Consider the following 23,441-nt stretch of genomic DNA (forward strand, 5'->3'; position numbering starts at 1 on the left):
ACCGTGGGCGTCCATCGCCGACCTTACTGCAAAGTTGCGAGCGGCGCAGACTGTCCAGATAAGGCCGCCAGTTCCTCCTTGGCATAGGCCATCGAGCCGAACCGCCCGGACTTGTCCCGCTCCAGTCGCCCCTTGCCGCCAACCCAATGACCGAGCTCGTGCAGCGCCGTGCGATACCAGTTCACCGGATCGGGAAAGGCAGCCTGCGGCGGGACCTGCACGTAATCTTGCCCCGGCGAATAGAATGCCTCGCCTCCCCCGATGCGGAAATCCGCGCGGGTCGCGGCAATGATCCGGTCGGCCTCGGCGATCGCCATGACCGGATCGGGCAAGGCGGGCTCACCCAGAAGCCCTTCGGGCAAACCCTCGCACTGGTCGAGATTGAACACAGTAAAGCGCTTGAGGAACGCAACCTTTCGCGCCTCGCGGTCCTCGCCCTGCGCCTTGGCCGCCTCGTCCTTCGGGGTGAAACGATCGGCATAGCAGACCACCGTTCCCTTCTCGCCGCGCCGCACGTTCCCGCCCGCCGCTGCGGCCTGCTTATAGGTCAGCCACCGCTGCGCGCCGAACCCGCCGCCGACCCCTGCTGCCCATAAAATGAGCACATTGATCCCGGAATAGGTCCGCCCTGACACCGCATTCGCCGGCATGATGCACGGACACTTCGAAGCATCCCACGGCTGCACCCATGGCAACCGGCCCTCTTCCAGCTCAGCGATGATCCTGGCGGTAACCTCTCCATAGAGGCTCTGACGTTCGGTATGGCTCACGGCTCCTTCACTCCTTCCTCAACCGCCATTGACCGGCGCCAGGGTGGCGGGGGGCGGCAGGAGCGGACCAAAAGCCCCGCCGGTAAGGCGGGGCGCACCCGAAGGGCTGGAACGGAGTGGAAGACCCGGGAGCGAAGCGGACGGGTTGCGCGCCGTCGAGGCGGGGCTACGAGGCAGCGACGCCCCCCGCCACCTTGACGCCGAAGGCCCGACGCCGCCGCGCCACCAGCGCGGCGACCGCTGGCGGGATGCGCTGCATCCCGACCGACCCGCTCAGAGCGGGCCGGAACGCGTCACGCGATCGTCACGGCCGTGCCGACGAGACGCCAAAGGCGGCTCGGCTGGAGCGAAGCGGAAGTAGAGCGCGGTCAGGCCGAGACGGCCTGAGACGCCTCCTTGAACTCTCGTGGAAATTTATTTTTCGCAAATGACCTGCCCCCCGCTGGCTCCCTCGATCTGATGTAGAGTCTGCCCCAACGAAGGAGCAGACGAATGAGAAAGAGCCGTTTTTCCGAGGAACAGATAATCGGGATGATCAAGGAGCAGGAGGCGGGCCTGCCGACTGCCGAAGTGTGCCGCAAGCACGGGCTCAGCCCGGCGGCGTTCTACAAGCTGAAGGCGAAGTACGGCGGCCTGGAGGTATCTGATGCGCGGCGGCTGCGGCAGCTCGAGGATGAGAATGGCAAACTCAAGCGGCTTCTGGCCGAGAGTGTGCTGGACAACGCGATCCTGAAGTACTTGTTGGGAAAAGTCTGACGACGCCAGGCCAGCGACGGGATGCGGCGCTCGGCGTGATGCGGGACCATAAGGTCTCGCAGCGCCGTGCCTGCGTGTTGATCGGCGTCGATCCCAAGACGGTCCGGCGAGAACGTCCGCCCGACCATGCCGAGATCCGCGAGGAGATGCGCGAGATCGCCGGCCTGCGTCGGCGGTTCGGCTGTCGCCGTGTCGGTGTGATGCTCGAACGCAAGGGACACATCATGAACCGCAAGAAGCTCTACCGGCTGTACCGGGAGGAGGGTCTGTCGGTGCGTCGCAGACGGGGCCGTAAGCGCGCTCGCGGCAGCCGAACGCCAATGCCGGTCCCGCTGCGGCCGAACGATTGCTGGTCGATGGACTTTGTCGCCGACACCTTCGGCGCTTCCCGCCGGCTGCGCATCCTGGCGATCAATGATGACGCCTGCCGCGAGAACCTGTGCCTGGTGGGGGACACCAGCATCTCCGGCGTGCGGGTAGCCCGCGAGTTGGACACGCTGGTGCGCCTGTATGGCAAACCCGCTTGCATCGTCAGCGACAACGGAACCGAGTTTACCAGCAGGGCGATCCTGAAGTGGGCCAGCCAGAACCGGGTCGAGTGGCATTACATCGACCCCGGCAAGCCGCAGCAGAATGCGTTCATTGAATCGTTCAATGGGTCGTTGCGCGACGAGCTCCTGAACGAGGAGCTGTTCGACAGCCTTGCGGACGCTCGGCGCAAGCTGGCTGTCTGGCGCTACGACTACAACAACGTCAGGCCGCACTCGTCGCTGGGGAACCGAACACCGGCACAAGCGCGCCGGGCGTTCCTGCTAAATGGAGGCGTCACGCCCGACGCGCTTGTGCCGGTGGCGCAGCACGAATATCAAACCGGCAGACTCTCGTTATGACCGCGGGACCAGCGGGGGGCAGGTCACAAAGAAGGGGTCGCGTGGGTTCTCCACGGATATCCTGGCGTAAGTGCGGCTCAGAAGGGCTCTTTTGGGAGCCTTGACCCTGAGAAATTCGGTCTCAATTCTTGGCTTATCGCAACAAGACGACCGATCATAACTCAGGACATTCGCATGATGACCGACCAGCCTCCCGACCGTATCCTACGCCTCAACACCGTGCTCGACCGCACTGGCCTGTCCCGCGCCACCCTCTACCGGAAGATCCAGGATGGCACCTTTCCCAGACAGGTGCGCATCGCCACCCGCTGTGCGGGATGGCGGGAGTCGGCGGTCAACGAGTGGATGCGTAATCCGATGTTCTATCGGGTCGAGGAGGCCCGATAACGGCCGTAATCACGCCCTGCGCAGGGTCTCATAGAGTTCGCCAGGTCCAAGAAGAATTTCCTTCAAGCCATCGCGAACCTTCTGGCTGTGCAGAGCTTGACTACTCATTGTCTCATGCGCGACGAGGGCATCCATCACTGCATTGAGGATTTCGTTCGACAATGTCGGTGAGGCGGAGAACTGGGCCTTTGTGTTGTTCTGTGCCTGAACCCGCAAGGCTTCGGACTCCAGCAGCTTCCCCTTGATCACGTTGTTCACGTAAATCAGTTGATCGTCGTCGGTGAGTTCACCCTCGAAGAGATCATTTACCTTGGCGATGATCTCCGCCAGCAGGGCCTTCTCCTTGTCCTGAACGCTCCCCGAACCGACGCCGGTGATCGGCGGCAACGGAACAAGATCACCGGCGATCGAGAGGTTCCGTTTGCCCTGATCCTTGAGGTTGTGATGTGTCAGCTTCACGCCGGACAAATCCACGCCTTCACGCTCACGACCGAATTGCAGCAGTGGAATTAGACGCTTATAGAACAGAAAGCGCTTTTCGATCTCGGTGCTGGCGTAATCGAAAATCTGCGACAGGAAGGTGTAGATACGAACGAACCCGCCCATGTCATTGCGAAACAGGATCAAGGCATTAATTTCGTCGCGGGCCTCGTCCTTTTCCGCCTTGTCCCGCGCCACCTTGTATCGCTCTTGGGCCTCCTTGAACAAATGGAGGAGGCGTTGAGCCACTGGCTCAAGTGCTGCGATCAACTGGCCTTGCGTCGCGGAAGGATCAAGTTCCACCGTCACCAGCCGGTCGATCTCATATTGATCATAATGACCAGAGGCATCCAGCTTGGCACGCAGATCGAAAATCAAATTGGGATCGGTTTCAGCCTCAATCTCGGCCGTTTCGTAGTATTGCCGGAAGGCCAGGAGCACCTCTTCCGAACTGTTCACGAAATCGAGGATATAGGTGGTATCCTTGCCCGGATGGGCGCGGTTGAGGCGCGATAGAGTCTGCACTGCCTGAATACCGGCCAGCCGCCGATCAACATACATCCCGCAAAGGAGCGGCTGGTCGAAGCCGGTCTGGAACTTGTTGGCCACGAGCAGAATCTTGCAATCATCATCGGTGAAGGCATCGCGGATGTCACGGCCCCTCAGGCTGGGGTTGAGCTTGGCACTGGTTTCCGACAATGGATCCCCACTCCCTCCAGGATCGTTGACCTCCCCGGAGAACGCCACCAGCGTGGACATCTTGTACCCCTGAGATTTGATGTATTTCTCGATGGCCATCTGCCATCGCACCGCCTCCAGCCGACTTCCCAGCACGACCATCGCCTTGGCCTTGCCCTCCAATAGCGAAGCGACGTTCTCACGGAAGTGCTCAACAACAATCTGCACCTTCTGCGCGATGTTGTAGGGATGCAGACGGACCCAGCGCATGATGCCTTTCATGGCTGCGCTTTTCTCGACCTGCTGTTCGTCCCACTCCTCGCCGCCATTGGCCAGCTTGAAGGCCAACCGATAGGGGGTGTAGTTTTTCAGCACGTCGAGGATGAAGCCTTCCTCGATCGCCTGCCGCATCGAGTAAACGTGGAACGGAGCAGGTTTGTTCGTCTCGCTGACGGGAAGCGCGGGGTCAGGTCGGCGGCCAAACAACTCGATGGTTTTCGTCTTCGGCGTCGCGGTGAAGGCAACATAGGTAACGCCGTCCGCAGAAGCGCGGGCGGCCATCTGCGCGGCCAGCAAATCCTCGGTGCTGATTTCTCCGCCGTCGGTAATATCCTCGATTTCTTCCGGGGTCAGAACGGCCTTGAGCTTAGCGGCGGTTTCGCCGGCCTGACTGCTGTGGGCCTCGTCGGCGATCACGGCAAAGCGCTTGCCCTGCGTGGCCGCGCGTTCCCGCACTGCTTCCAAGGCGAACGGGAAAGTCTGCATGGTGCAGACGATGATCTTCTTGCCCGCGTCCAACGCCTCGGCCAACGCCGCGCTCTTGCTACCGCTATCGCTGGTGATGGTGGCGACAACGCCCTTGGTCCGCTCGAACTCGAATAGAGCCTCCTGCAACTGGACGTCGATCACGTTGCGGTCGGACACCACGATGACGCTGGAGAAGACCTTGCTGTCCTGGTCATCGTGCAGATCGGCCAGGAAATGGGCTGACCAGGCGATGGAGTTGGTCTTGCCCGATCCGGCGCTGTGCTGAATCAGGAAACGGCTACCAGCCCCTTCCGACTTAACCTGTGCCCGCAGTCGGCGGGTGGCATCAAGCTGATGGTATCGGGGGAAGATGATCCCGCTAATCTGCTTCTTCTTGTCGCGCCGGGCGATCATATAGCGGCCAATGATTTCCAGCCAGCTATCGCGCTGCCAGACCTCCTGCCAGAGATAGGCGGTCGGATGGCCGGGACCGCTCACGGGGTTGCCCGCACCGCCATGGTTGCCGCGATTGAAGGGCAGGAAGCGTGTGGCACCGCCTTCCAGCTTGGTGGTCATCATCACGTCGCGATTGCTGACCGCGAAGTGGACGAGCGCGCCACTTGCAAAGGCGAGTAGCGGCTCGCCCCGAGGGGGACGGTCGAACTTGTATTGGTCGATCGCATCGCCGACCGACTGCGTGAAATCCGTTTTCAGCTCGGCGGTGGCGACAGGTATCCCGTTGAGGAACAGGCCGATGTCGATGCAGTTCTCATTGCTCTTCGAATAGCGCAGTTGCCGCACCACGCGCAGGCGGTTTGCCTGATAGCGCGCCACGATGTCCGGGTTCATGCCGGAGGCCGGCGCGAATTGCGCGAGGCTGACCAGCCCCTTTACCCCGATCAGTTCCACGCCGTAGCGCAGGACATCGAGCGTGCCACGATCGTTGAGTGACTTGCGCAGCCGGTCGCACAGCACATCGATAGCCGCATGGCCGTGTGCTTTGGTCAGCGCCTCCCATGCCTGCGGCTGGGTCGTTTCCAGCCAAGTCTGCACATCTTCAGGAAACAGCGCCCGCATCCTGTCGTAGCAAACGGCCGAACCCTGATCATAAAGCCAACCCGCCGCGTCGAGATCCGCGCAGATTTCGTCCTCGAAGCTGATTTCCCGATGCAGCGTGCTCATGCCCATCCTTTCCTGGGAGCAGACCCGCTGCAATTGGCCGTCAAATAAATGGCGTCTCCAAAAGCCCCGGAAAACCGTGATTCACTCCACCCCCTCCCCCCGGGGGGTGGGGGTGCAATCAAATACCTATCAAAGAAACTCACGTCCACCATGGCAGGTAGCGGGCACTCTTGTTGGCCTGCCCCTCCTCGTAGGGTTTAATCAGCCCAGCGCCGAGCGTGTCCTTTATGATCCGTGAAACCGTGGCGGCATTGCCAGGAGCCACGCCGAAACGCTCCCGCAGCGAGGAATTGGTGACCAGTTCGCGCATTACGTGGCGCAGGCAGGCATGGAGATAGCAGGCGTGTATCTTCTCCTGCCGATCCATGTCGCGCAGCGCTTTGGGCGCAAAGAGCGTGACCCGGAAAGCATGATCCTGCTGTTCCCAGACCGGCGCCGGCAGCTGGTGGACTTCTGTTTCAAAAACCACCTTGTCGATGCCGCTGCCTCGTTCCTCGCAAATGCCAATACGGCGCATGAAGCGGGCGAGCCCTTCGTTGCGCGAACGGGGCGCATGATCGAGCAGCCGATCCAGATCGATCAAAGGAGCGCCAGGATTGGTAATCTCAATCCGACCCGCGAATATCTCCACCGTAGGGCCGGTGCCGTCGATGCTGAAGTCCTGATGGATCAGGGCATTCGCCACCAATTCGCGAACGGCCAGTTCGGGATAGAGCGGCACCTCCTGGCGCAGAGCTTGCCCGATCTGCTCATTGCGCGGCAATTGCCCATCGATCCATTCCATCAGACCTTCGAAGCCGGCGGCATAGCCGCGAGCACCTTCCTGCTCGCGCTCGGTCTGAATACGATCCCGCCCGCGATAGACGATCACACGGACGGCTTTGCGGGAGATAGTGGGAAAATCCGACAGCCGCCGGGCATAAAGGATCGCCCCCAGGTTTGTGATGTCGAAATGCCCCGCCTCGTTGGGCGCAATCAGGCGATCTTCCGCCAGCCGATCGAGGATACGGGCGCGATCCTCGGGTAAGGGCACCTTCACGCCGTCGAAATAGGCCCGGTAATCGAGCAGATCGACCACCTGCGCGCCGTCGCAATCCGATTTGGCGATCAGCGTTTCAAATGGCCGACGATCGAATTGCCGCCAGAGTTCCGCTTCCTTGTCGCCAAGATCGCCAAGCGGCTGGTTGGTCGAGCCGACCCTGATCCATTCGCGCCCATCAAACTTGGTTGGCTCATTCGCAGCGGCGGGAATTTCCAGAAGCACCACAGATAGGTCATCAATGGCCAGCGAATGGAAACGGATGTTGAGACGCGGCCTCAGGCAGCGCACCAACCAGGCTTCAAGATTTTCATTGCCCTTCTTGGCCGTGCCTGGAACGAAATTCGTGCCGACGATCGCATGATCGCCGTCGCGTACACCCCAGACCAGATAAGCCTTGTCCTGCCCTTCCAGCGTAGCGGCGTTGGACAGGGCAGAGATGGTCTTGCCGATCCTTTCGGGTTCGGCGTTGTTTTCCTTGAATTCCAGCCATTCGGTTTCGGCGGGCAGACGCGTGAGTTCGCGGACCAGCCGTTCCAGATAGCCGGGCTGTTCCTCGTTCATGCGAACAAGTCTCCTTGGTGGTCGGTGCGCGGTGCCGTGCCATCGGGCACAAGGTTATTTCGGCACATCCACGCCAGCCAGTGATCGAGATCGGCGCGCTTGAACTTCTTGGCCTTTTCGGGATGCCAGTCGTTGAGAACGGCATTGCAAATGGCGTCCTCATCAGCAGCCTTGCCGGCGGCGAGCAGATCGTTCCACACCGCATAGAGCGTGGCGACTGCTTCTACGCCGTCCCGGCCGATACCCTTGAGCGAGGACAGCATGGCGAGAAAGCTCTTCGCCCGGTCTTCCCCCACCAAGGCCGACAAGGCGTCGAAGGGAGGCTGATAGCCCTTGGGAACATCATAAGTGACCGGCTTGCCCTCATCTTTGGGCTCGTTGGTCACGATGGCGCAGATCTCCCCAGCTCCACGTTCCATGGCCGAAATCAACCCTGAGTCATATGGGCCGGCCGCGAAGCGCTCGTATCGCCCGTTCAAATCATTAAACCCGGTGTGTCCTTCGGCGAGATAGCCCGCCTTCATCACGGCCATGCGGCCCATCGTGCCGAGTTCTCGGATGGCGTAAGCCCCGACTACTGTCCGCAACGGCGGCAGGTTTGATGGTCGGGGGCTGTCGATAGATACGACGTTGTTCTGCGGTGCCTGCGCGCGCACGTCGATCTTGCCTGTGACAGCGGCGGAGATCAGCGCGGCGCGGCGTTCTTGGAGGAGGGCTTTGGTTTGTTCGGCGACAGAGATCAGTTCGTTAAACGTGGCTTGAGGCCCTTTTAGCCATTGGCAGATTGCTTGTTGCTCTTCGATTGGCGGAACGGGAATCTTGTAGCGCCGGAGCATGTCCAAGGTGATTTCCTTGAATGTGGCCCCCTTTGCGATGCGTTGAAACTCTGTGCTACTGCCTTCGCTTCCCAATATGAACTGGGCGAAGCGATTTAGGATTGCCGGGCCAGGACTGAACTTTGCAGTCCCTTGAGTGAGGTTGGCGCCCGCAAGGTACTCGGGCACAATCAGCGGCTTTCCGATCGTGGCGCGAATGGCGATCACCAGATCACCAGCGGCGACCTTGGAGCGGGCATAGGATGCGTCGATCTCGGGAGACGTCCTGAGATAGCCCGCTTCAGGCAGTTCTTCGCCGCTCATATCTGACGTTCTGATATAAGGGATGCCGTCAGGAATATCCGGACCGGCTTGCACGATGCCGTAGGTAATAGAGGTGTCGGGATCGGCCAGTTGTTTAAGGGGTTGCAGTTCCCAATGCGCCGGGATTTCGCCCAGCCATTCGATGCCGCTGTCTTTCATGGGGGCGCCAGGGTTGAGGCCCTTGGTGACGGCGTGGGAGATGACCGCCTGCCGTTTTTCCCGCAGCAGTGCGATCAACCGCTCCTGCTCTGCCACTAGCGCATCGATCTTCGCCGTTTCCCGGTCGAGGAAGGCGGCAATGGCGGCTTGTTCTGCCAAACTCGGGATGGAAATATGAATCGCCACCAGATCGGAGGCGTTGATTGCGGGATAGCTGACGCCGACCGAGCGAGAGATAACTTCGGCAACAAACGCTTCTGAACGTATGGCGTAGCCGAGAAAGCCGCTGTCAGCGCACTGTCCGCGTATGACGCAGAATCCGGTAGAGGCTATCGCGCCATCGAGGTCTTGCGGCAGTGGCGCTATCGCCCGAAGGTAAGTTCGAACCGTCGAAACGAGGATGTCACCAGCCCTCACGATCCGACGCGCCCTCGATGGCGCATTCCCAAACGCTAGAGTGGTCGTCCCCTTGATTCCGACAACCTCATCAACGTCAGAAATCTCGATGTAATCAATTTCCAGTTCGGGATCGGTCGCCTCGGATAGCACCTCGTCATTAAAAGTGGCGACGGCCTTGACGGGAGCCACAATCCAGTGGCTCGGCACTTCGTCTAACCACGTTATTCCGCTGTCTTTGTAGTCGGGATAGGCCGGAAAGCTCACGCCGCCAGTTCCCGCAACATAGCCTGAATCCGTCCTGTCACTTCCGCCAAATCGGCGTCGATCTCCGCCAATGGCCGGGGCGGCTCGAACACATAGAAATGCCGGTTGAACGGGATTTCATAGCCGATCTTGGTCTTGTCATGATCAATCCATGCGTCGGGCGCGTGGGGCTTCACCTCGCGGGCGAAATAGGCCTCCACGTCCTCGGCCAGCGGCACATTCTCTGTATCGCGCAGACTGCTGTCCGGTTGGTGCTTGCCCTTCGCCTTACCGCGCTGGCCCAGCACCACCTTGCCAGCCTCATCGCGCAAGGGGCGCTCCACGGTGATGGTGCGATAGCCGAAACTCTTGTTGTCGAAGATGCGGGAGAGCGGGGCCAGCTTGACTTTGCCGCCGTCCGGTGCGGCTGGGGGCTGATCACCGGCAAGCACGATCTCGCGTGATAATTCCTTGCCATCGGCATCCAGCACGGTGGCCAGGTCAGCCTCGACAAAGGAACCGAACAGGCGGGTGACATCGGCGATCTGTCCCTCGCTCATCTCCTTGCGCTTGCTGCCCAGCGATTTCCGCATCTTCCGCCAGAAGGAACTGGCGTCGATCAACTGCACCTTGCCCGCGCGTTCGGCTGGCTTCCTGTTGGACAGAATCCAGACGTAGGTGGCGATACCGGTGTTGTAGAACATGTCGGTGGGCAGGGCGATCATCGCCTCCACCAGATCGCTCTCCAGCACATGGCGGCGTATCTCGCTTTCACCGCTGCCAGCACCGCCCGTGAACAGGGGTGACCCATTCAGCACGATACCGAAGCGGCAACCGCCCTCCGTCCACGGCCGCATTTTGGATAGCAGGTGCATCAGGAACAGCAGAGAGCCATCGGACACACGCGGCAGGCCGGGACCAAAGCGACCGGCATGGCCCAGCCGCTTGTGCTCGTCCTCGACCTCTTTCTGGACCTTCTTCCATTCCACGCCGAACGGCGGATTGGAGAGCATGTAGTCGAACGTCTGGCCGTGATGGCCATCTTCGGACAAGGTGTTGCCCTGAATGATCCGGGTGATGTCCTGTCCCTTGATCAGCATGTCAGCCTTGCAGATCGCGTAGGACTCGGGGTTCAGTTCCTGGCCCGACATGGTGAGCTGGGCGTCGGGGTTGTGTTCGAGCAGATATTCCTCTGCGATTGAAAGCATCCCACCCGTGCCAGCCGTTGGATCGTATATGCTCCGAACGACGCCGGGCTTTGACAGCACGTCATCATCTTCCACGAAAAGCAGGTTCACCATCAGCCGGATGACCTCGCGAGGCGTGAAGTGGTGACCGGCCGTCTCGTTTGAGATTTCGGCGAACTTGCGGATCAGTTCCTCGAAGGCGAGGCCCATCTGGTTGTTGCTCACCCTGGCGGGGTGGAGGTCAATCCCCGCAAATCGCTCGGTCACCTGATAGAGCAAGCCGTTCTTAGCCAGCCGGTCGATCTGCGCCGCGAACTCGAACTGTTCGAAGATGTCCCGAACCTCGGGCGAAAAACCCTGGATGTAGGAAAGCAGGTTGGTGCCGATGTTGTCCTGATCGCCGACCAGCTTGGCGAGGTCGAGCGAACTACGATTGAAAAAGTTTTGCCTGGCCGCGCGCAACAGGAACGGATCGGGGCGGCCTGCCTCGGCTTCCTTGAGAACGGCGGCCTTGGTCGACTCCAGCACGCAATCCAGCCGCCGCAGGACGGTGAAGGGCAGAATTATCTTGCCGTAGTCTGACTGCTTGTAGTCACCGCGCAGCAGATCAGCGACTGACCAAATGAAATTTGAAAGCGATTGATGGTTCAAGCCGGTGACTCCCCTGAGGCTCTGATGCATCACCGAAGTTCGCCGAGCAACATTCTCGCTCACCTTTGGTGGAACGCCGAGAGCTGGGCCGGCCCGTCGGTCCAGCTACTGCCCACCTGCTAGGCTGTGGAAATGGCCCCCGAGGAAGGTTCGGCTCAGCCAGCCATTACCCCCGGAAAGGGAAGGACGGTGGCTCCGCTCCGCAATGAGTCCAAGAGATCGGACCACCATTGCGCCATGGCAACCCGCTCCTTCCAATGCGCGCCGCGATGGTAGGCGGCGCGCACCTTGTCACTGTCCCCATGCGCGAGCGCGCGTTCGATGGCATCGGGGGACCATTTGCCCGATTCGTTGAGCAGAGTGCTCGCCATCGCCCGAAAGCCGTGCCCGGTCATTTCGTTGCTGGCATAACCCAGACGGCGCAGCGCCGCGTTGAGGGTGTTTTCCGACATTGGCCGCGTTCGGGACCGCATCGACGGAAAAACGTAGCCCGAAGACCCGGTGATGGATTGGATTTCCTGCAAAATCGCGATCGATTGACGCGAGAGCGGCACATGATGCGGCTTGCGCATCTTCATCTTCTCGGCCGGGATGGTCCATAGTGCCGCTTCGAAGTTAATCTCATCCCATCGCGCATGGCGCAGCTCGCCTGGGCGCACAAACACGTGTGGTGCCAGTTGCAGTGCCCATTTCGTCATGCCCAGGCCTTCGTAGCCATCGATGGCCCTGAGCAGGTCGCCAACCTCACTGGCATCGGTGATTGCACCATAGTGGGTGACCGTTGGGGTGGTCAGCGCCCCGCGCAAATCACGAGTGGGGTCTGATCGCAGGCGGGCCGTGGCGACGGCGTAGCGGAACACGGCTCCGGCCAGTTGCAAGGTGCGCCGAGCGCTTTCCAGCTTGCCCCGCTTCTCGATCTTGCGGATCGCTGCGAGGGCGTCGATCGGCTCGATCTCATGAATCGGCATCTTGCCGATCGAGTTGTCCAGCAGACTGAGCAGATACTCGCAGCGCGCAGCGGTTGCCGGTGCCCAAGCCCTGTCACCATCGCGGCGTCGCTTGCGGCAATATTCGTTGGCGATGCTGGTGAAAGTGTTTTCCGCCAGCGTGCCCGCTCTGAGTTTATCGCGCTGCCGCTCAAGGGCAGGGTCCTTACCCTCTGCGATCAAGTCACGTGCGTCGTCCCGCAATTTACGCGCGTCGCGCAGGCTCACCTGGGGGTACGCGCCGAAGCTCAGCTTCTTCTCAGATCCCCCATGGCGGAACTTCATTCGCCAGAGTCGCGAGCCTGACGGGGAGATCACCAGAAAGAGGCCCAGCTCATCATATAGCTTGTAGGGCTTATCACGCGTCTTGGCTCTGCGAATTGCTATATCAGTCAACGGCATAGATCGGGCCTTCCATGGCGAGGCCCCGACGCTTGGGGGCCTCGTGCATCTTTTGGCCCGATATTTTCAGAAAAGGCCCCACTTTTGCCTGAGCTTCCACGGCATGAGGCGAGATTTCACGAGCCGGATGGCCCGAAAAATACCCCAGATTTCCTAGGGTTGCAAACGCGTCTGGGATGTCGTGAGATCGAAAATTGGAGCGGGTGAAGGGAATCGAACCCTCGTCGTAAGCTTGGGAAGCTTCTGCTCTGCCATTGAGCTACACCCGCATGTCGCTGGCAACACGCGATCATTCGTTGAGGGCCCGGCAAGGCCGGGCGCGCTCGTTGAATGCGGTTGCCGATTGCCACAATCACGCCCGGCTGGTCAACGCATGATCTGCCGGAATCGCGCACGGCGTGCGGCGCGGGGTTCGTCGCAAAACCTTGTCTACCTGCCGGCAAAGCAAACCTTTGCCTTGACTAAACCTGTTTCAACGAAATAAGTAGACATTACTCCGCACGGCAATGGGTGGTCAGGCCCGCCGTGCATTTACCGGACCCTGGCCCGCGGCTTTTGATGGGAAGCAGCTTGCTCCGCGTTACCAACCGCTAAAGCGCGCGATGCTCAGGCGACCTCGCCAGGCTTCGTGTTCCTCTCTTGCCAACGATGAGGTGATACGATGCGCATGTGTTCGACCATAAATTGACCTGAGCGGGGCGCGGGCCGGGCATGAGTGCCAGGCCTGGCGCCGGCTGGGTCCGTAGAAACAGCACTTCTCCCCCAGTCCCCGCGGGCGGACGCGTGACGTCCCGCGTCTCGTGAACCCGTACCCGATCCGCGCGCGCCGATGATGGCCGTGCGGCCCCCGGACAAGCGCCGATCGCGCTTTTCCGGCCGATGCCCCGTGCCTTTCGACCCCTACTTTCGGAGTTTGCCATGACCACGCTTATCGATCGTTATCCCAACGCCAAGGACCCCGCCTCACCGCTCGACATCCACCCCGTCACCGGCCGCATCGGCGCCGAAATCCGCGGCGTGCAGCTTTCCGGCGATCTCGATGCGGAGACGGTCCGCGCGATCGAGGCCGCGCTTGTCCGCCACAAGGTGATCTTCTTCCGCGGCCAGCAGCACCTCGACAACGCCGAGCACGAAGCCTTCGCCGCGCTGTTCGGCGATCCCGTGGCCCATCCCACCGTGCCGGTGGCCGAAGGATCGCGCTACCTGCTCGATCTCGACAGCAAGGAAGGCTACGCCGCTTCGAGTTGGCACACCGACGTGACTTTCGTCGATGCCTATCCCAAGGGTTCGATCCTGCGCGCGATCACCGTGCCCGAGGCCGGCGGCGACACCGTCTGGGCCAATGCCGAGACCGCCTATGAAGGCCTGCCCGAGCCGCTGCGCCAGCTTGTCAACAATCTCTGGGCGTTGCACACCAATGACTATGACTATGCCGCGCAGTTCGGCGTGGCCAAGGATGCGCCGCAATCGGTGCACGATCGCCAGAAGTTCCAGCGGAACGTCTTCGCCTCGACCATCTATGAAACCGAGCACCCGGTGGTGCGCGTCCATCCGGTCTCGGGCCAGCGCAGCCTGCTGCTCGGCCATTTCGTGCGCAACTTCCTGGGGCTGAACCAGCAGGATTCGGCGCGGCTCTACAATGTCCTGCAGGACCATGTGACGCGCGAGGAGAACGTCGTGCGCTGGCGCTGGCAGGCGGGCGATGTCGCCTTCTGGGACAACCGATCGACCCAGCACCGCGCCGTCGCCGACTTCGCGCTGCAGCGGCGCACGCTGCGCCGCGCGACCGTGAATGGCGATGCGCCGGTGGGCATCGATGGCCGCGTGAGCCGCACCACGCGCAAGGAAGTGGCGGCGGACCGCCAGTCCGCCTGACGCCCGGAGCCAGGGGCCGGCACCTTGCCGCCGGCCCCTGGCTCTCTCCCCGGGCTCTCACTTTCGTCCATCCCGTCGCCACGCAAGCCAACCAGCGAGTATCCGCCATGGCCACCAGCTTTGCCTCGACCACATTTTCCCCCGCCCCGGCGCGCGGGCGGCCAGCGCGCGATCTGGCGACCGCCCGGCTGGTCGGCTTTTCCACGCTGGCGGCGCCGATCGCCGCCGCGCAAGTGCCGATCACCAATTTCCTGCCAGCGATCTATGCGCAGGAGTTCGGCATCTCGCTGGCCGTGCTGGGCACGATCTTCCTTGTCGAACGGCTCTGGGGCGCTTTCGCCGATCCGCTGGTCGGCGCGCTGAGCGACCGGACCCGCAGCCGCTTCGGCCGCCGCAAGCCCTGGATCGCGGCCGGCGGCGTCCTTTATGGCCTGGCCACCATCGCCTTGTTCTTCCCGCCGGCCGGCATCGCGTCGCGATATCTCGGGATCGCGCTGTTCGCCTTCTATCTCGGCTGGTCGATGATCCAGATCCCTTATCTGGCCTGGTCGGGCGAGATCTCCGGTGAATACCACGAGCGGACCCGGATCGCGACTTACGTGACCGTCGCCGGCTCGATCGCGCTGCTGCTGGTCCTGCTGCTGCCCGCGCTGATCGAGCAGGTGCGCCCGCAGGATGGCACGCTCAAGCTCGCGGCCATGGGCTCGGTCATCCTGCTGACGCTGCTGCCCGCCGCCTGGCTGACGCTGCGCGCCTTTCCCGAAGCGCCGGTCGTTCCCGTCTCCGGCCCGCGTGAACGGCCCGGCCTGGTGGCGACGCTGCGCTTCGTCCTGGGCGAGAAGCTGCTGCTGCGCGTGCTGCTTTCGGATCTGGCGGTGACGTTCGGCCAGGGCGTGCGCGGCACGCTCTTCCTCTTCGTCGTCTCGTTCTACATGGGGCTGCCGCAATGGGGGGCGCTCCTGATGCTCTCGCAGTTCGTCTTCGGCATCGCCGCCGGGCCGATCTGGATGACCATCGCCCGGCGCTTCGGCAAGCATCGCACCGCCATTGCCGGCGAACTGGCGCAAGTCGCGATCAACCTGGGCCTGCTGGCGATCGCGCCGGGCACGCTGGCGCTGCTGATCGGCCTTACCGTGGCGCAGGGGCTGGCGCAGGGTTCGGGCAATCTCATGCTGCGCGCGATGGTCGCCGATATCGCCGATCACCATCGCCTGCGCACCGGGCACGATCGCACCGCGCTGTTCTTCTCCAGCTTCAGCCTGTCGATGAAGGCGGGAACGGCGCTGGCGGTGGGGATCGCCTTGCCGCTGGTCGCCCTTGCCGGCTTCGATCCGGCCGCCGCGCGCAACAGCCCGCAGGCGCTGCAAGTCCTGCTGGTGATCTTCGCGCTGGGGCCCGCGCTGGCGCACTTGTGCTCCGCCGCCCTGCTGCGCGGCTTCCCGCTCGACGAGGAGGCCCATGCCGCCGTCCGACGCGAGCTTGACCGGCGCCGCGCCCACGCCGCCGCCGCCTGAATTATCCCAGTATCCCAATAAAGCAGACACCCAGATCAAGAAGGAAAACCGTCATGAATGCCATCACCACCCTGCAAGTCGCCCGCCAGGACAGCCACGAGGAGATCGCGATCGTCCGGGTCGAGGCCAATCTCGGCGCCGAGGTTCGCGGCCTCGATCTCACCGCGCCGATCACGCCCGAAGTGGCCGATCTGCTGCGCACGCTGCTGTGGGAGCACCAGGTGCTGTTCTTCCGCGATACCGGCATCGACAACCAGCAGCAGGCCGCGATCGGCCGCGTGTTCGGCCCGCCGATCGCCGACAGCATTTCCAGACGCCACGGGGTGAAGGATGAAGACATCCTGCCGATGAACACCGGGCCTTATGCCAACGCCTATTACGGCACGCCCTGGCACGCCGATGCGACTTATCTGGAAAAGCCCTATCTCGTCTCCGTCCTGCGCAGCGTGATCGCGCCCGAACTGGGCGGCGACACCGTCTGGTCCAGCGGCATCTCGGCCTATGAGGCGCTGCCGCAGGACGTGAAGGAGCGGATCGACGGGCTGACCGCGATCCATCGCCCCAACAGCAAGGCCTACAAGCTGATCGAGGACAAGGACGAGCTGGACGATTACTTGCGCCAATACAGCGGCGTGCAGCACCCGGTGGTGATCACCCACCCGTTCAACGGCCGCAAGGTGCTCTACGTCAACGAGGGCTTTACCGAGGAACTGGTCGGCCTGCCCGAAGGGGAAGGCAAGGATCTGCTGGCGTTCCTGAAGCAGCAGTTCACCCGGCCCGAGCATCAGGTGCGCTTCAAGTGGCGCCCCGGATCACTGGCCATCTGGGACAACCGCGCGGTGCAGCACAAGGGCGTGGCCGATTACGGCAATGCCCAGCGCCAGCTCGTGCGCGTGGTCGCCGCCGGCGAGAGGCCGACCCGCTAAGGCTTGGGAGAAGGGCCGCTCCCTCACCCCGGGGCGGCCCGCATCCCGTGACGACCCCGCCTGGCCGGTGAACGGCGGGCGGGCCTGACCGATTTTCCGCGCGAGGCCGGCTTGGGCCCCGCGCTTCCACGCACGCGGCCCCCGCTCGCGCGAGCGATGCCGCGTGCCCGCGCAACAGGGACAATGGACAAGACAATGAAGACGATCATTCTGCACGGCGCCCGAACCCGGCGCGCGCTCCATTCCACCGCCGGCCTGCTGGCGCTCATCGCCGGCACGCCGGCGCTCGCCGCCGGGGAGGCCGGGGCGGGCGGCGCTGCCACCGCGCCTGCCTCCGCCGCCGACGATGCCGCGGACGCTTATGCCGGCGAGGCGATCGTCGTCACCGCGCGTCACCGCGAGGAGAAATCGCAGGACGTGCCGGTGGCGATCAGCGTGGTCGATTCGGGCACGCTGGAGCGCACCGGCAACTTCACGCTCAACCAGATCCAGCAGCTCGTGCCCAGCCTGCAGGTGAGCGCGACCAATCCACGCAATTCCAACATCAACATTCGCGGGCTTGGCGCCAATTCGGCGCTCGCGGTCGACGGCCTCGAATATGGCGTCGGCTTCTATATCGACGGCGTCTATTACGGGCGGCCGGGACAATCGCAGTTCGATCTGGTCGATCTGCAGCAGATCGAAGTGCTGCGCGGGCCGCAAGGCACGCTGTTCGGCAAGAACACGACCGCCGGCGCGCTCAACATCACCTCGCGCGAGCCCAGCTTCGAGCCGGAGCTGACGGCCGAGGCATCGCTGGGCAATTTCGATTACCATCAGGTGCGCGCTTCGGCATCGGCGCCGATCCTCGACGACAAGATCGCGGTGCGCCTCAGCGTCGCCGATACGCATCGCGGCGGCTACCTGCTCAACCGCTATGATCTCAGCCGCGCGCAGGACTACGACAACTTCACCATTCGCGGGCAAGTGCTGATCAAGCCCGCCGAGGATCTGAAGATCCGGCTGATCGGCGATTATTCCAAGCAGAAGCAGCACTTCTCGCTGAGCCTGGTCGATGGCTATTTCACCACGTTCGCCAATGGCGCGCCGATCGTGAACAACATCTTCGATCGGGCCGCGCGGCTCAACTACACGCTGCCCGCGCCCGATGCCTTCCAGCGCGTGGGCAATGCCGACGCGCCGTTCCAGGCGAACATGGAAAGCTATGGCGTTTCGGGCCAGGCCGACTGGGATATCGGCCCCGCGACGCTGACCTCGATCACCGCCTATCGCTGGTGGGACTGGTATCCGGCCAACGACGTTGACGGCACTTCGCTCTCGATCAACATCAAGGGCCAGCAGATCAACTATCAGCGCCAGTTCAGCCAGGAACTGCGCATCGCCTCGAACGGCACCAACAAGATCGATTACGTCGCCGGGCTGTTCTATTTCTGGCAGATCATCCGGGGCTATGGCGCGACGCAATATGGCCAGGACTTCGCGGCGTGGAACCTCAATCCCGCGACCACGCCGGCCGCGACCATCGCCAACACCGCGCTGGCGCTGACCGGGTTCGAGGCCGACAGCTATTCCGATCCCCGCACGAAAAGCTATGCCGCCTTCGGCCAGGCGGACTGGCACATCACCGACGAACTGACGCTGACGGCGGGCCTGCGCTATACGCATGAGAACAAGAAGGGCTCGTTCAGCCGCTTCCAGCTTGCCGGCACCGGCGTCAACCTGGCGACGCTGACGCCCGATCAGGTCGCGGCGGTCACCGCGATCCGCAATGCCGCCGCCTACCAGCTCAGCAACCTCTCGTTCTCGGCGGCGCTGAAGGACAATGCCGTCTCGGGCCTAGTCACGCTGGGCTACAAGCTGACGCCCGACGTGCTGGTCTACGGCAGCTATTCGCGCGGCAGCAAATCGGGCGGGCTCAACATCACCGCCGGCGGCGCGAGCCGGCCGACGGTCGATCCCGAAAAGGTCGACGCCTTCGAGCTGGGCCTCAAGTCGCAGTTCCTCGACCGGCGCCTGACGTTCAACGCGGCCGCCTTCCTCACCGAGATCCGGGACTATCAGGCCAACGTCTCCGAACAGATTCCCGGCTCCACCGCGAGCAACCAGTACATCGCCAATATCCCCAAGGTCCGTTCCAAGGGCATCGAGGCCGATCTCAGCTTCGCGGCGAACGAATGGCTCAGCTTCACCGCATCGGGCGCCTATACCGACGCCAGGTTCGTCAGCTATGCCAACGCGCCGCAGCGGCCCGAGCTGGCGATCCCCGGCACGCTGCAAGTGCAGGATCTTTCCGGCCAGCGCCTGCCGGGCGTGTCCAGGTTCGCCTATTCGCTGGGGGCCGATGTCGCCCAGCCGGTGAGCGATGATTTCGAAGTCTATGGCCACGCGGATTACCTGCACCGCTCCACGTTCAATTCCACCGCGACCAACAGCATCTACGGCATCGTGCCCGCCTATGGCCTGCTCAACGGCCGGATCGGGCTGCGCAGCGCCGACGGGGTCTATGACTTCGCGTTCTGGGTGCGCAACCTGACCGACAAGGACTATTATGTCTCGCGCTCGCCCGGCACGTTCGGCCTGATCAGCGCCGCGGTGGGCGAGCCCCGGACGTTCGGCGCCACCTTCCGGGTGAAGCTGTGATGGCCCGGCGGCCGATGCTGGCCTTGCTGGCGGCGCTCTGCCTGAGCGCCCCGGCCGCCGCGCGCGAGAGCGTGGCGCGGCCCAACTTCCTGATCATCGTCGCCGACGATCTGGGCTATTCGGACATCGGCGCTTTCGGCGGCGAGATCGAGACGCCCAATCTTGACGCGCTGGCCGCGCGCGGCCTCAAGCTGACGGGCTTTCACACCGCGCCCACGTGCTCGCCCACCCGCTCGATGCTGCTGACCGGGCTTGACCATCACGAGGCGGGCGTGGGCAACATGGCCGAGCTGATCGCGCCGAACCAGCAGGGCCGTCCGGGGCACGAGGGCTATCTGCGGGCGGACAATGCCACCCTGGCCGAGTTGCTGGGCGCGGGCGGCTATCGCACGCATTATTCGGGCAAGTGGCACCTTGGCGTGAAGCCGGAGCAGGACCCGCACAACCGGGGCTTCCAGACCAGCTTCGCCCTGCTGCCGGGCGGCCACAACCACTTCGGCCTGCAGATCGCCCGGGCGCCGGGCGGGCCGGGGTACGAATATACCGAAAACGGCCAGCATGTCTCCACGCTGCCGGACACGTTCTATTCCTCCGACTATTTCGCCACCAAGCTGATCGACCAGTTCAAGGCGGCCAGGGCCGGGCCCGACGGCAAGAAGCCGTTCTTCGCCTATCTTGCCTTCACCGCGCCGCACTTTCCGCTGCAGGCCCCGCCCGAAACCATCGCCAAGTACAAGGGCCGCTATGACGGCGGATACGAAGTGCTGCGCGAGCAGCGGCTGAAGCGGCAAGTGGCGCTGGGCCTGCTCGATCCCAAGGTGGTGCCGCACGGCTTCGATCTGGCGCCGCGCTGGGATTCGCTGTCGCCCGAGGACAAGGCCAAGGCCTCGCGCCGGATGGAAGTCTATGCCGCGATGGTCGATCGGCTGGACCAGAACGTGGGCCGGGTGATCGCCGCGCTGAAGGAGAGTGGCGAGCTGGACAATACCGTCATCCTGTTCCTGGCCGACAACGGCGCCGAAGGCTCGGTCCTGTCCGAGCGGAGCATGGGCATGTTGAACGCGGTCTATGCCGCGGCCGACAACCGGCTGGAGAACATCGGCAAGGCTTCGTCCTACGAAGCGCTCGGGCCCGGCTGGGCCGAAGCGGCGACCGCGCCGTCCTGGCGGGTGAAGGCGTTCCAGAGCGAGGGCGGCACGCGGGTCGTCTCGATCCTGTCGGGGCCGGGCGTGCGCCCCGCCGTGGGCGCGGCCTATACCAACGTGATGGACGTGGTGCCGACTTTCCTCGATCTGGCCCATGTCCCGCAGCCGCTGGGCACGCTGGACGGGCGCGCGATCAAGCCGATCCGGGGCAGGAGCTGGGCCGACTGGCTCGGCAACCGCGAGGCGGGGCGGGTCTACGCGCCCGACCAGCCCATCGGCGAGGAGCTGTTCGGCGGCCGCGCGCTGCGCCAGGGCGACTGGAAGATCACCGATATCGGCGACGGCAAGTGGCGCCTGTTCAACGTCGCCGCCGATCCGGGCGAGACGCGTGACCTGGCCGCCACCGAGCCGGCGCGCCTCGCGGCGCTGGCCAAGGCGTGGGACGCCTATGCCGGGCAGGTCGGCGTGATCCTGCCCGAACCGCGCCAGTCGATCCTCGACCGGCCGAGCCGACGCTGACGATGGACCGCCCGCGTCTTTCGCCGCGCCGCCGCTGGCGGCTCGCCCTCGCGCCGGTCGCGGTCCTCGCGCTCGGCGGGGCGGGCGGGCAGCCCTCCACCCCGCGCGACCGCTGCCTGAGCGGGGACGGCCGGGTTCGCGTCCCGGCCGGCATCGTGCTGCTGGGCGAGGACGGTTTGGACCGGCCGGGCCGCGCGGTGGCGGTGCCCGGCTTCTGGATCGATCGCCACGAAGTGACCAATCGCCAGTTCGCCGCTTTTGTCGCGGCGACCGGCTATCGCACGCAGGCCGAGCGCGAAGGCGCCTCTGCGGTGTTCGTCCAGCCGACCGAAAGCGTCCCGCTCGACAACGCGGCGCGCTGGTGGCGCTTCGTGAGCGGGGCGGACTGGCGCCATCCGCGCGGGCCCGGCAGTGGCCTGGCCGGGCGTGACGATGATCCGGTGGTGCAGGTCGACCGGGCCGACGCGGCGGCCTATGCGCGCTGGGCGGGCGGCGCCTTGCCCAGCGAGGCGCAGTGGGAACGCGCGGCGCGGGGCAACCAGAAGGACGCGGTCGATCCCGCGAGCTGGGCCTTCGACGGCGCGGGCAAGCCGCGCGCCAATGTCTGGGAGGGCGTGTTCCCGGTGCGCGACACCGCCGAGGACGGCTTTGCCGGCATCGCCCCGGTCGGCTGCTTCCAGCCCAACGATTTCGGCGTCTACGACATGGTCGGCAATGTCTGGGAATGGACCGCCGGGGAAGGGGCGGTGGGGCTGGTCAAGGGCGGCAGCCATTTGTGCGCGATGAACTATTGCGCCAATTTCCGCCCCGCCGCCTTCCAGGCGCAGGAAGAGAACCTGGGCACTTCGCACATCGGCTTTCGCGTGGCTTACCGCGCGGCGCGATAGGCGGGAACGGCATAGGGGGGCATGGCGGCGGGCGGCAGCGCCCTTGCGGTCACGACCATGCGGCCCAGGAACACCGGCCGGGCGACTTGCGCGCGCGGCGCGGCGCTGGCCGACAGAGGCGCGGGCGCGGGCGCGGGCGTGGGCGTGGCGGGGCCGGCCGGGCCCAACGCCAGCAGTGCCGCGACAAGCTTGCCGGAAAGGATCAGCAGGGGGATCATCGGCGCGGGGCTCCGTCATCGTTGCGATGCCGCATCCCTGCACGCAAGGTGTCGCAGGCTTATGCCCGGCCTGTATCCTCTGGTAAGAATTTGTATCCCGCGCCCGCCGTCAGAGCATGGCGGCCAGCGCGCTGCTGAGCCATTCGGTGCCGTCGCGAAACAGCAGGCGCGCGGCCAGCAGTTCGCGCTCGGCCAGCGCGCGGGCCGGCGCGGGCGCCAGCACGCCCAGCGCGCTGGCCCAGGCATCGGCCAGCATACAGGAAGGGTGGATCACGCTGACGGCGGTGGCCGCCTGCGCGGGCGGGCGGCCGGTCGCGGGATCGAGCGTGTGCGCCCCGCGCAGATAATCGCCCGAAGTCGCGACCGCGAGCTGGTGGAGTGCCACGCGCAGCGGCGGCAGCGCGAAGCCCTCGGGCGTTTCCAGCTCCACCCACCACGGATCGCAATCGGGGCGCACGCCGCGCCCGACGCATTCGCCGCCCACCTCGACCAGCGCGTGCCGCACGCCGGCCGCGGCCAGGGCATCGGCCACGGCATCGGCGGCGTAGCCCTTGGCGATGCCGGACAAGTCCAGCCAGACGCCGCCCGGCTGGCGCAGGCGCGCAGTTTCGGCATCATAGGCAAGGCGCTGCCAGCCGCAATCGGCGCGGGCCGCCGCGATGGCCGCCACGTCCGGCGCGCGGTCTACGGGGCGCGGGCCCAGGCCCCACGCGTCGGTCAGGCGCCCGATCGCGGGATCGAACGCGCCGCCCGATCGCTCCGCGACCGTGAGCGCGCCGGCGATGACCGCGGCGAAGTCGGCCGGCAACTCGGTCCAGCTTCCCGCTGGTGCCCGGTTATGGCGCGACAGCAGCGAGCCGGGCTCCCAATGGCTCATCTGCGCGACGATCGCATCGAGCCGCGCCTGGATGATGCCCGCCAGCGGCGCGGCATCGCGATCCGCCGCGAGGGCGAGGCGCGCGTTCCAGCGCGTGCCCATCGTCTCGCCGCCCAGAGCGACGATGCCGTCCTGCGATCGGCATTCGGCGATCAGGGCGGCATCAAGCATCCCTGGCACC

Annotated in this window: 16 protein-coding genes and 1 tRNA gene; 8 read left to right on the top strand and 9 right to left on the bottom strand. The window is 64.2% G+C overall.

What is annotated here, in order from left to right; genetic code table 11:
- Window positions 1-23: 23 nt before the first annotated feature.
- Window positions 24-770, bottom strand: a complete 747-nt coding sequence (locus PYV00_RS07090) for an ArdC family protein (RefSeq protein ID WP_275227579.1) — start codon at window positions 768-770, stop codon at window positions 24-26.
- Window positions 771-1,262: 492 nt separating this feature from the next.
- Between PYV00_RS07090 and PYV00_RS07095 the strand changes: the two genes are divergently transcribed.
- Window positions 1,263-2,416, top strand: a protein-coding gene (locus PYV00_RS07095) for an IS3 family transposase (protein WP_428981612.1) whose coding sequence is annotated in 2 segments (ribosomal slippage) — window positions 1,263-1,506 and window positions 1,506-2,416 — 1,155 coding nt in all. Because the reading frame shifts where the segments join, the coding sequence is not laid out codon by codon here.
- Window positions 2,417-2,593: 177 nt separating this feature from the next.
- Window positions 2,594-2,803 carry a helix-turn-helix transcriptional regulator gene (locus PYV00_RS07100; protein ID WP_275227698.1) on the top strand — a complete coding sequence of 70 codons (210 nt, stop codon included), beginning with the start codon at window positions 2,594-2,596 and terminating at the stop codon, window positions 2,801-2,803.
- 9 nt (window positions 2,804-2,812) lie between these two features.
- On the opposite strand, the gene PYV00_RS07105 is transcribed toward PYV00_RS07100, so the two are convergent.
- The 6 genes from PYV00_RS07105 to PYV00_RS07130 all read right to left on the bottom strand — a co-directional run bounded on the left by PYV00_RS07105 (window position 2,813) and on the right by PYV00_RS07130 (window position 12,928).
- The gene (locus tag PYV00_RS07105) at window positions 2,813-5,890 is read right to left on the bottom strand and encodes a type I restriction endonuclease subunit R (protein WP_275227580.1); all 3,078 of its coding nucleotides are present in this window, start codon (window positions 5,888-5,890) and stop codon (window positions 2,813-2,815) included.
- A gap of 139 nt (window positions 5,891-6,029) precedes the next feature.
- Window positions 6,030-7,493 carry an ATP-binding protein gene (locus PYV00_RS07110; protein WP_275227581.1) on the bottom strand — a complete coding sequence of 488 codons (1,464 nt, stop codon included), beginning with the start codon at window positions 7,491-7,493 and terminating at the stop codon, window positions 6,030-6,032.
- Window positions 7,490-9,454, bottom strand: coding sequence for a restriction endonuclease subunit S (locus PYV00_RS07115; RefSeq protein WP_275227582.1), 1,965 nt, complete (start codon window positions 9,452-9,454; stop codon window positions 7,490-7,492). Before PYV00_RS07115 ends, PYV00_RS07110 begins: the two co-directional genes overlap by 4 nt.
- Entirely contained in the window at window positions 9,451-11,271 is a 1,821-nt protein-coding gene (locus PYV00_RS07120; protein WP_275227583.1) for a type I restriction-modification system subunit M, read from the bottom strand. The genes PYV00_RS07115 and PYV00_RS07120 overlap by 4 nt, the downstream gene beginning before the upstream one ends.
- A gap of 155 nt (window positions 11,272-11,426) precedes the next feature.
- Window positions 11,427-12,659, bottom strand: coding sequence for a tyrosine-type recombinase/integrase (locus PYV00_RS07125; RefSeq protein ID WP_275227584.1), 1,233 nt, complete (start codon window positions 12,657-12,659; stop codon window positions 11,427-11,429).
- A gap of 195 nt (window positions 12,660-12,854) precedes the next feature.
- Window positions 12,855-12,928 (bottom strand) — tRNA-Gly (locus tag PYV00_RS07130).
- Between the two features lie 649 nt (window positions 12,929-13,577).
- Here PYV00_RS07130 and PYV00_RS07135 point away from each other — a divergent pair.
- From PYV00_RS07135 to PYV00_RS07160, 6 genes are all read left to right on the top strand, one after another.
- Window positions 13,578-14,534: a TauD/TfdA dioxygenase family protein gene (locus PYV00_RS07135; protein WP_275227585.1), complete on the top strand. Its 957-nt coding sequence runs from the start codon at window positions 13,578-13,580 to the stop codon at window positions 14,532-14,534.
- 107 nt (window positions 14,535-14,641) lie between these two features.
- Window positions 14,642-16,048, top strand: a complete 1,407-nt coding sequence (locus PYV00_RS07140; RefSeq protein WP_275227586.1) for an MFS transporter — start codon at window positions 14,642-14,644, stop codon at window positions 16,046-16,048.
- 53 nt (window positions 16,049-16,101) lie between these two features.
- The gene (locus PYV00_RS07145) at window positions 16,102-16,974 is read left to right on the top strand and encodes a TauD/TfdA dioxygenase family protein (protein ID WP_275227587.1); all 873 of its coding nucleotides are present in this window, start codon (window positions 16,102-16,104) and stop codon (window positions 16,972-16,974) included.
- Between the two features lie 195 nt (window positions 16,975-17,169).
- Window positions 17,170-19,614 carry a TonB-dependent receptor gene (locus PYV00_RS07150; RefSeq protein ID WP_275227588.1) on the top strand — a complete coding sequence of 815 codons (2,445 nt, stop codon included), beginning with the start codon at window positions 17,170-17,172 and terminating at the stop codon, window positions 19,612-19,614.
- Entirely contained in the window at window positions 19,614-21,278 is a 1,665-nt protein-coding gene (locus PYV00_RS07155) for an arylsulfatase (protein ID WP_275227589.1), read from the top strand. Before PYV00_RS07150 ends, PYV00_RS07155 begins: the two co-directional genes overlap by 1 nt.
- A 2-nt stretch (window positions 21,279-21,280) precedes the next feature.
- Window positions 21,281-22,165: an SUMF1/EgtB/PvdO family nonheme iron enzyme gene (locus PYV00_RS07160; protein ID WP_275227590.1), complete on the top strand. Its 885-nt coding sequence runs from the start codon at window positions 21,281-21,283 to the stop codon at window positions 22,163-22,165.
- On the opposite strand, the gene PYV00_RS07165 is transcribed toward PYV00_RS07160, so the two are convergent.
- Window positions 22,147-22,383 (bottom strand): hypothetical protein, encoded by a 237-nt coding sequence (locus PYV00_RS07165; protein ID WP_275227591.1) that lies wholly within the window; start codon window positions 22,381-22,383, stop codon window positions 22,147-22,149. The genes PYV00_RS07160 and PYV00_RS07165 overlap by 19 nt on opposite strands.
- A gap of 109 nt (window positions 22,384-22,492) precedes the next feature.
- Window positions 22,493-23,431: an FAD:protein FMN transferase gene (locus PYV00_RS07170; protein ID WP_275227592.1), complete on the bottom strand. Its 939-nt coding sequence runs from the start codon at window positions 23,429-23,431 to the stop codon at window positions 22,493-22,495.
- Window positions 23,432-23,441 lie beyond the last annotated feature (10 nt).

The organism is Novosphingobium album (ex Liu et al. 2023) (genome assembly GCF_029076845.1).
Taxonomy (GTDB): domain Bacteria; phylum Pseudomonadota; class Alphaproteobacteria; order Sphingomonadales; family Sphingomonadaceae; genus Novosphingobium.

Bases quoted from the DNA above. Each gene is read 5' to 3' on its own strand.
- PYV00_RS07100 (WP_275227698.1), top strand. From the start codon at position 2,594: ATGACCGACCAGCCTCCCGACCGTATCCTACGCCTCAACACCGTGCTC.
- PYV00_RS07105 (WP_275227580.1), bottom strand. From the start codon at position 5,890: ATGAGCACGCTGCATCGGGAAATCAGCTTCGAGGACGAAATCTGCGCG.
- PYV00_RS07110 (WP_275227581.1), bottom strand. From the start codon at position 7,493: ATGAACGAGGAACAGCCCGGCTATCTGGAACGGCTGGTCCGCGAACTC.
- PYV00_RS07125 (WP_275227584.1), bottom strand. From the start codon at position 12,659: ATGCCGTTGACTGATATAGCAATTCGCAGAGCCAAGACGCGTGATAAG.
- PYV00_RS07135 (WP_275227585.1), top strand. From the start codon at position 13,578: ATGACCACGCTTATCGATCGTTATCCCAACGCCAAGGACCCCGCCTCA.
- PYV00_RS07140 (WP_275227586.1), top strand. From the start codon at position 14,642: ATGGCCACCAGCTTTGCCTCGACCACATTTTCCCCCGCCCCGGCGCGC.
- PYV00_RS07145 (WP_275227587.1), top strand. From the start codon at position 16,102: ATGAATGCCATCACCACCCTGCAAGTCGCCCGCCAGGACAGCCACGAG.
- PYV00_RS07150 (WP_275227588.1), top strand. From the start codon at position 17,170: ATGAAGACGATCATTCTGCACGGCGCCCGAACCCGGCGCGCGCTCCAT.
- PYV00_RS07155 (WP_275227589.1), top strand. From the start codon at position 19,614: ATGGCCCGGCGGCCGATGCTGGCCTTGCTGGCGGCGCTCTGCCTGAGC.
- PYV00_RS07160 (WP_275227590.1), top strand. From the start codon at position 21,281: ATGGACCGCCCGCGTCTTTCGCCGCGCCGCCGCTGGCGGCTCGCCCTC.
- PYV00_RS07165 (WP_275227591.1), bottom strand. From the start codon at position 22,383: ATGATCCCCCTGCTGATCCTTTCCGGCAAGCTTGTCGCGGCACTGCTG.
- PYV00_RS07170 (WP_275227592.1), bottom strand. From the start codon at position 23,431: ATGCTTGATGCCGCCCTGATCGCCGAATGCCGATCGCAGGACGGCATC.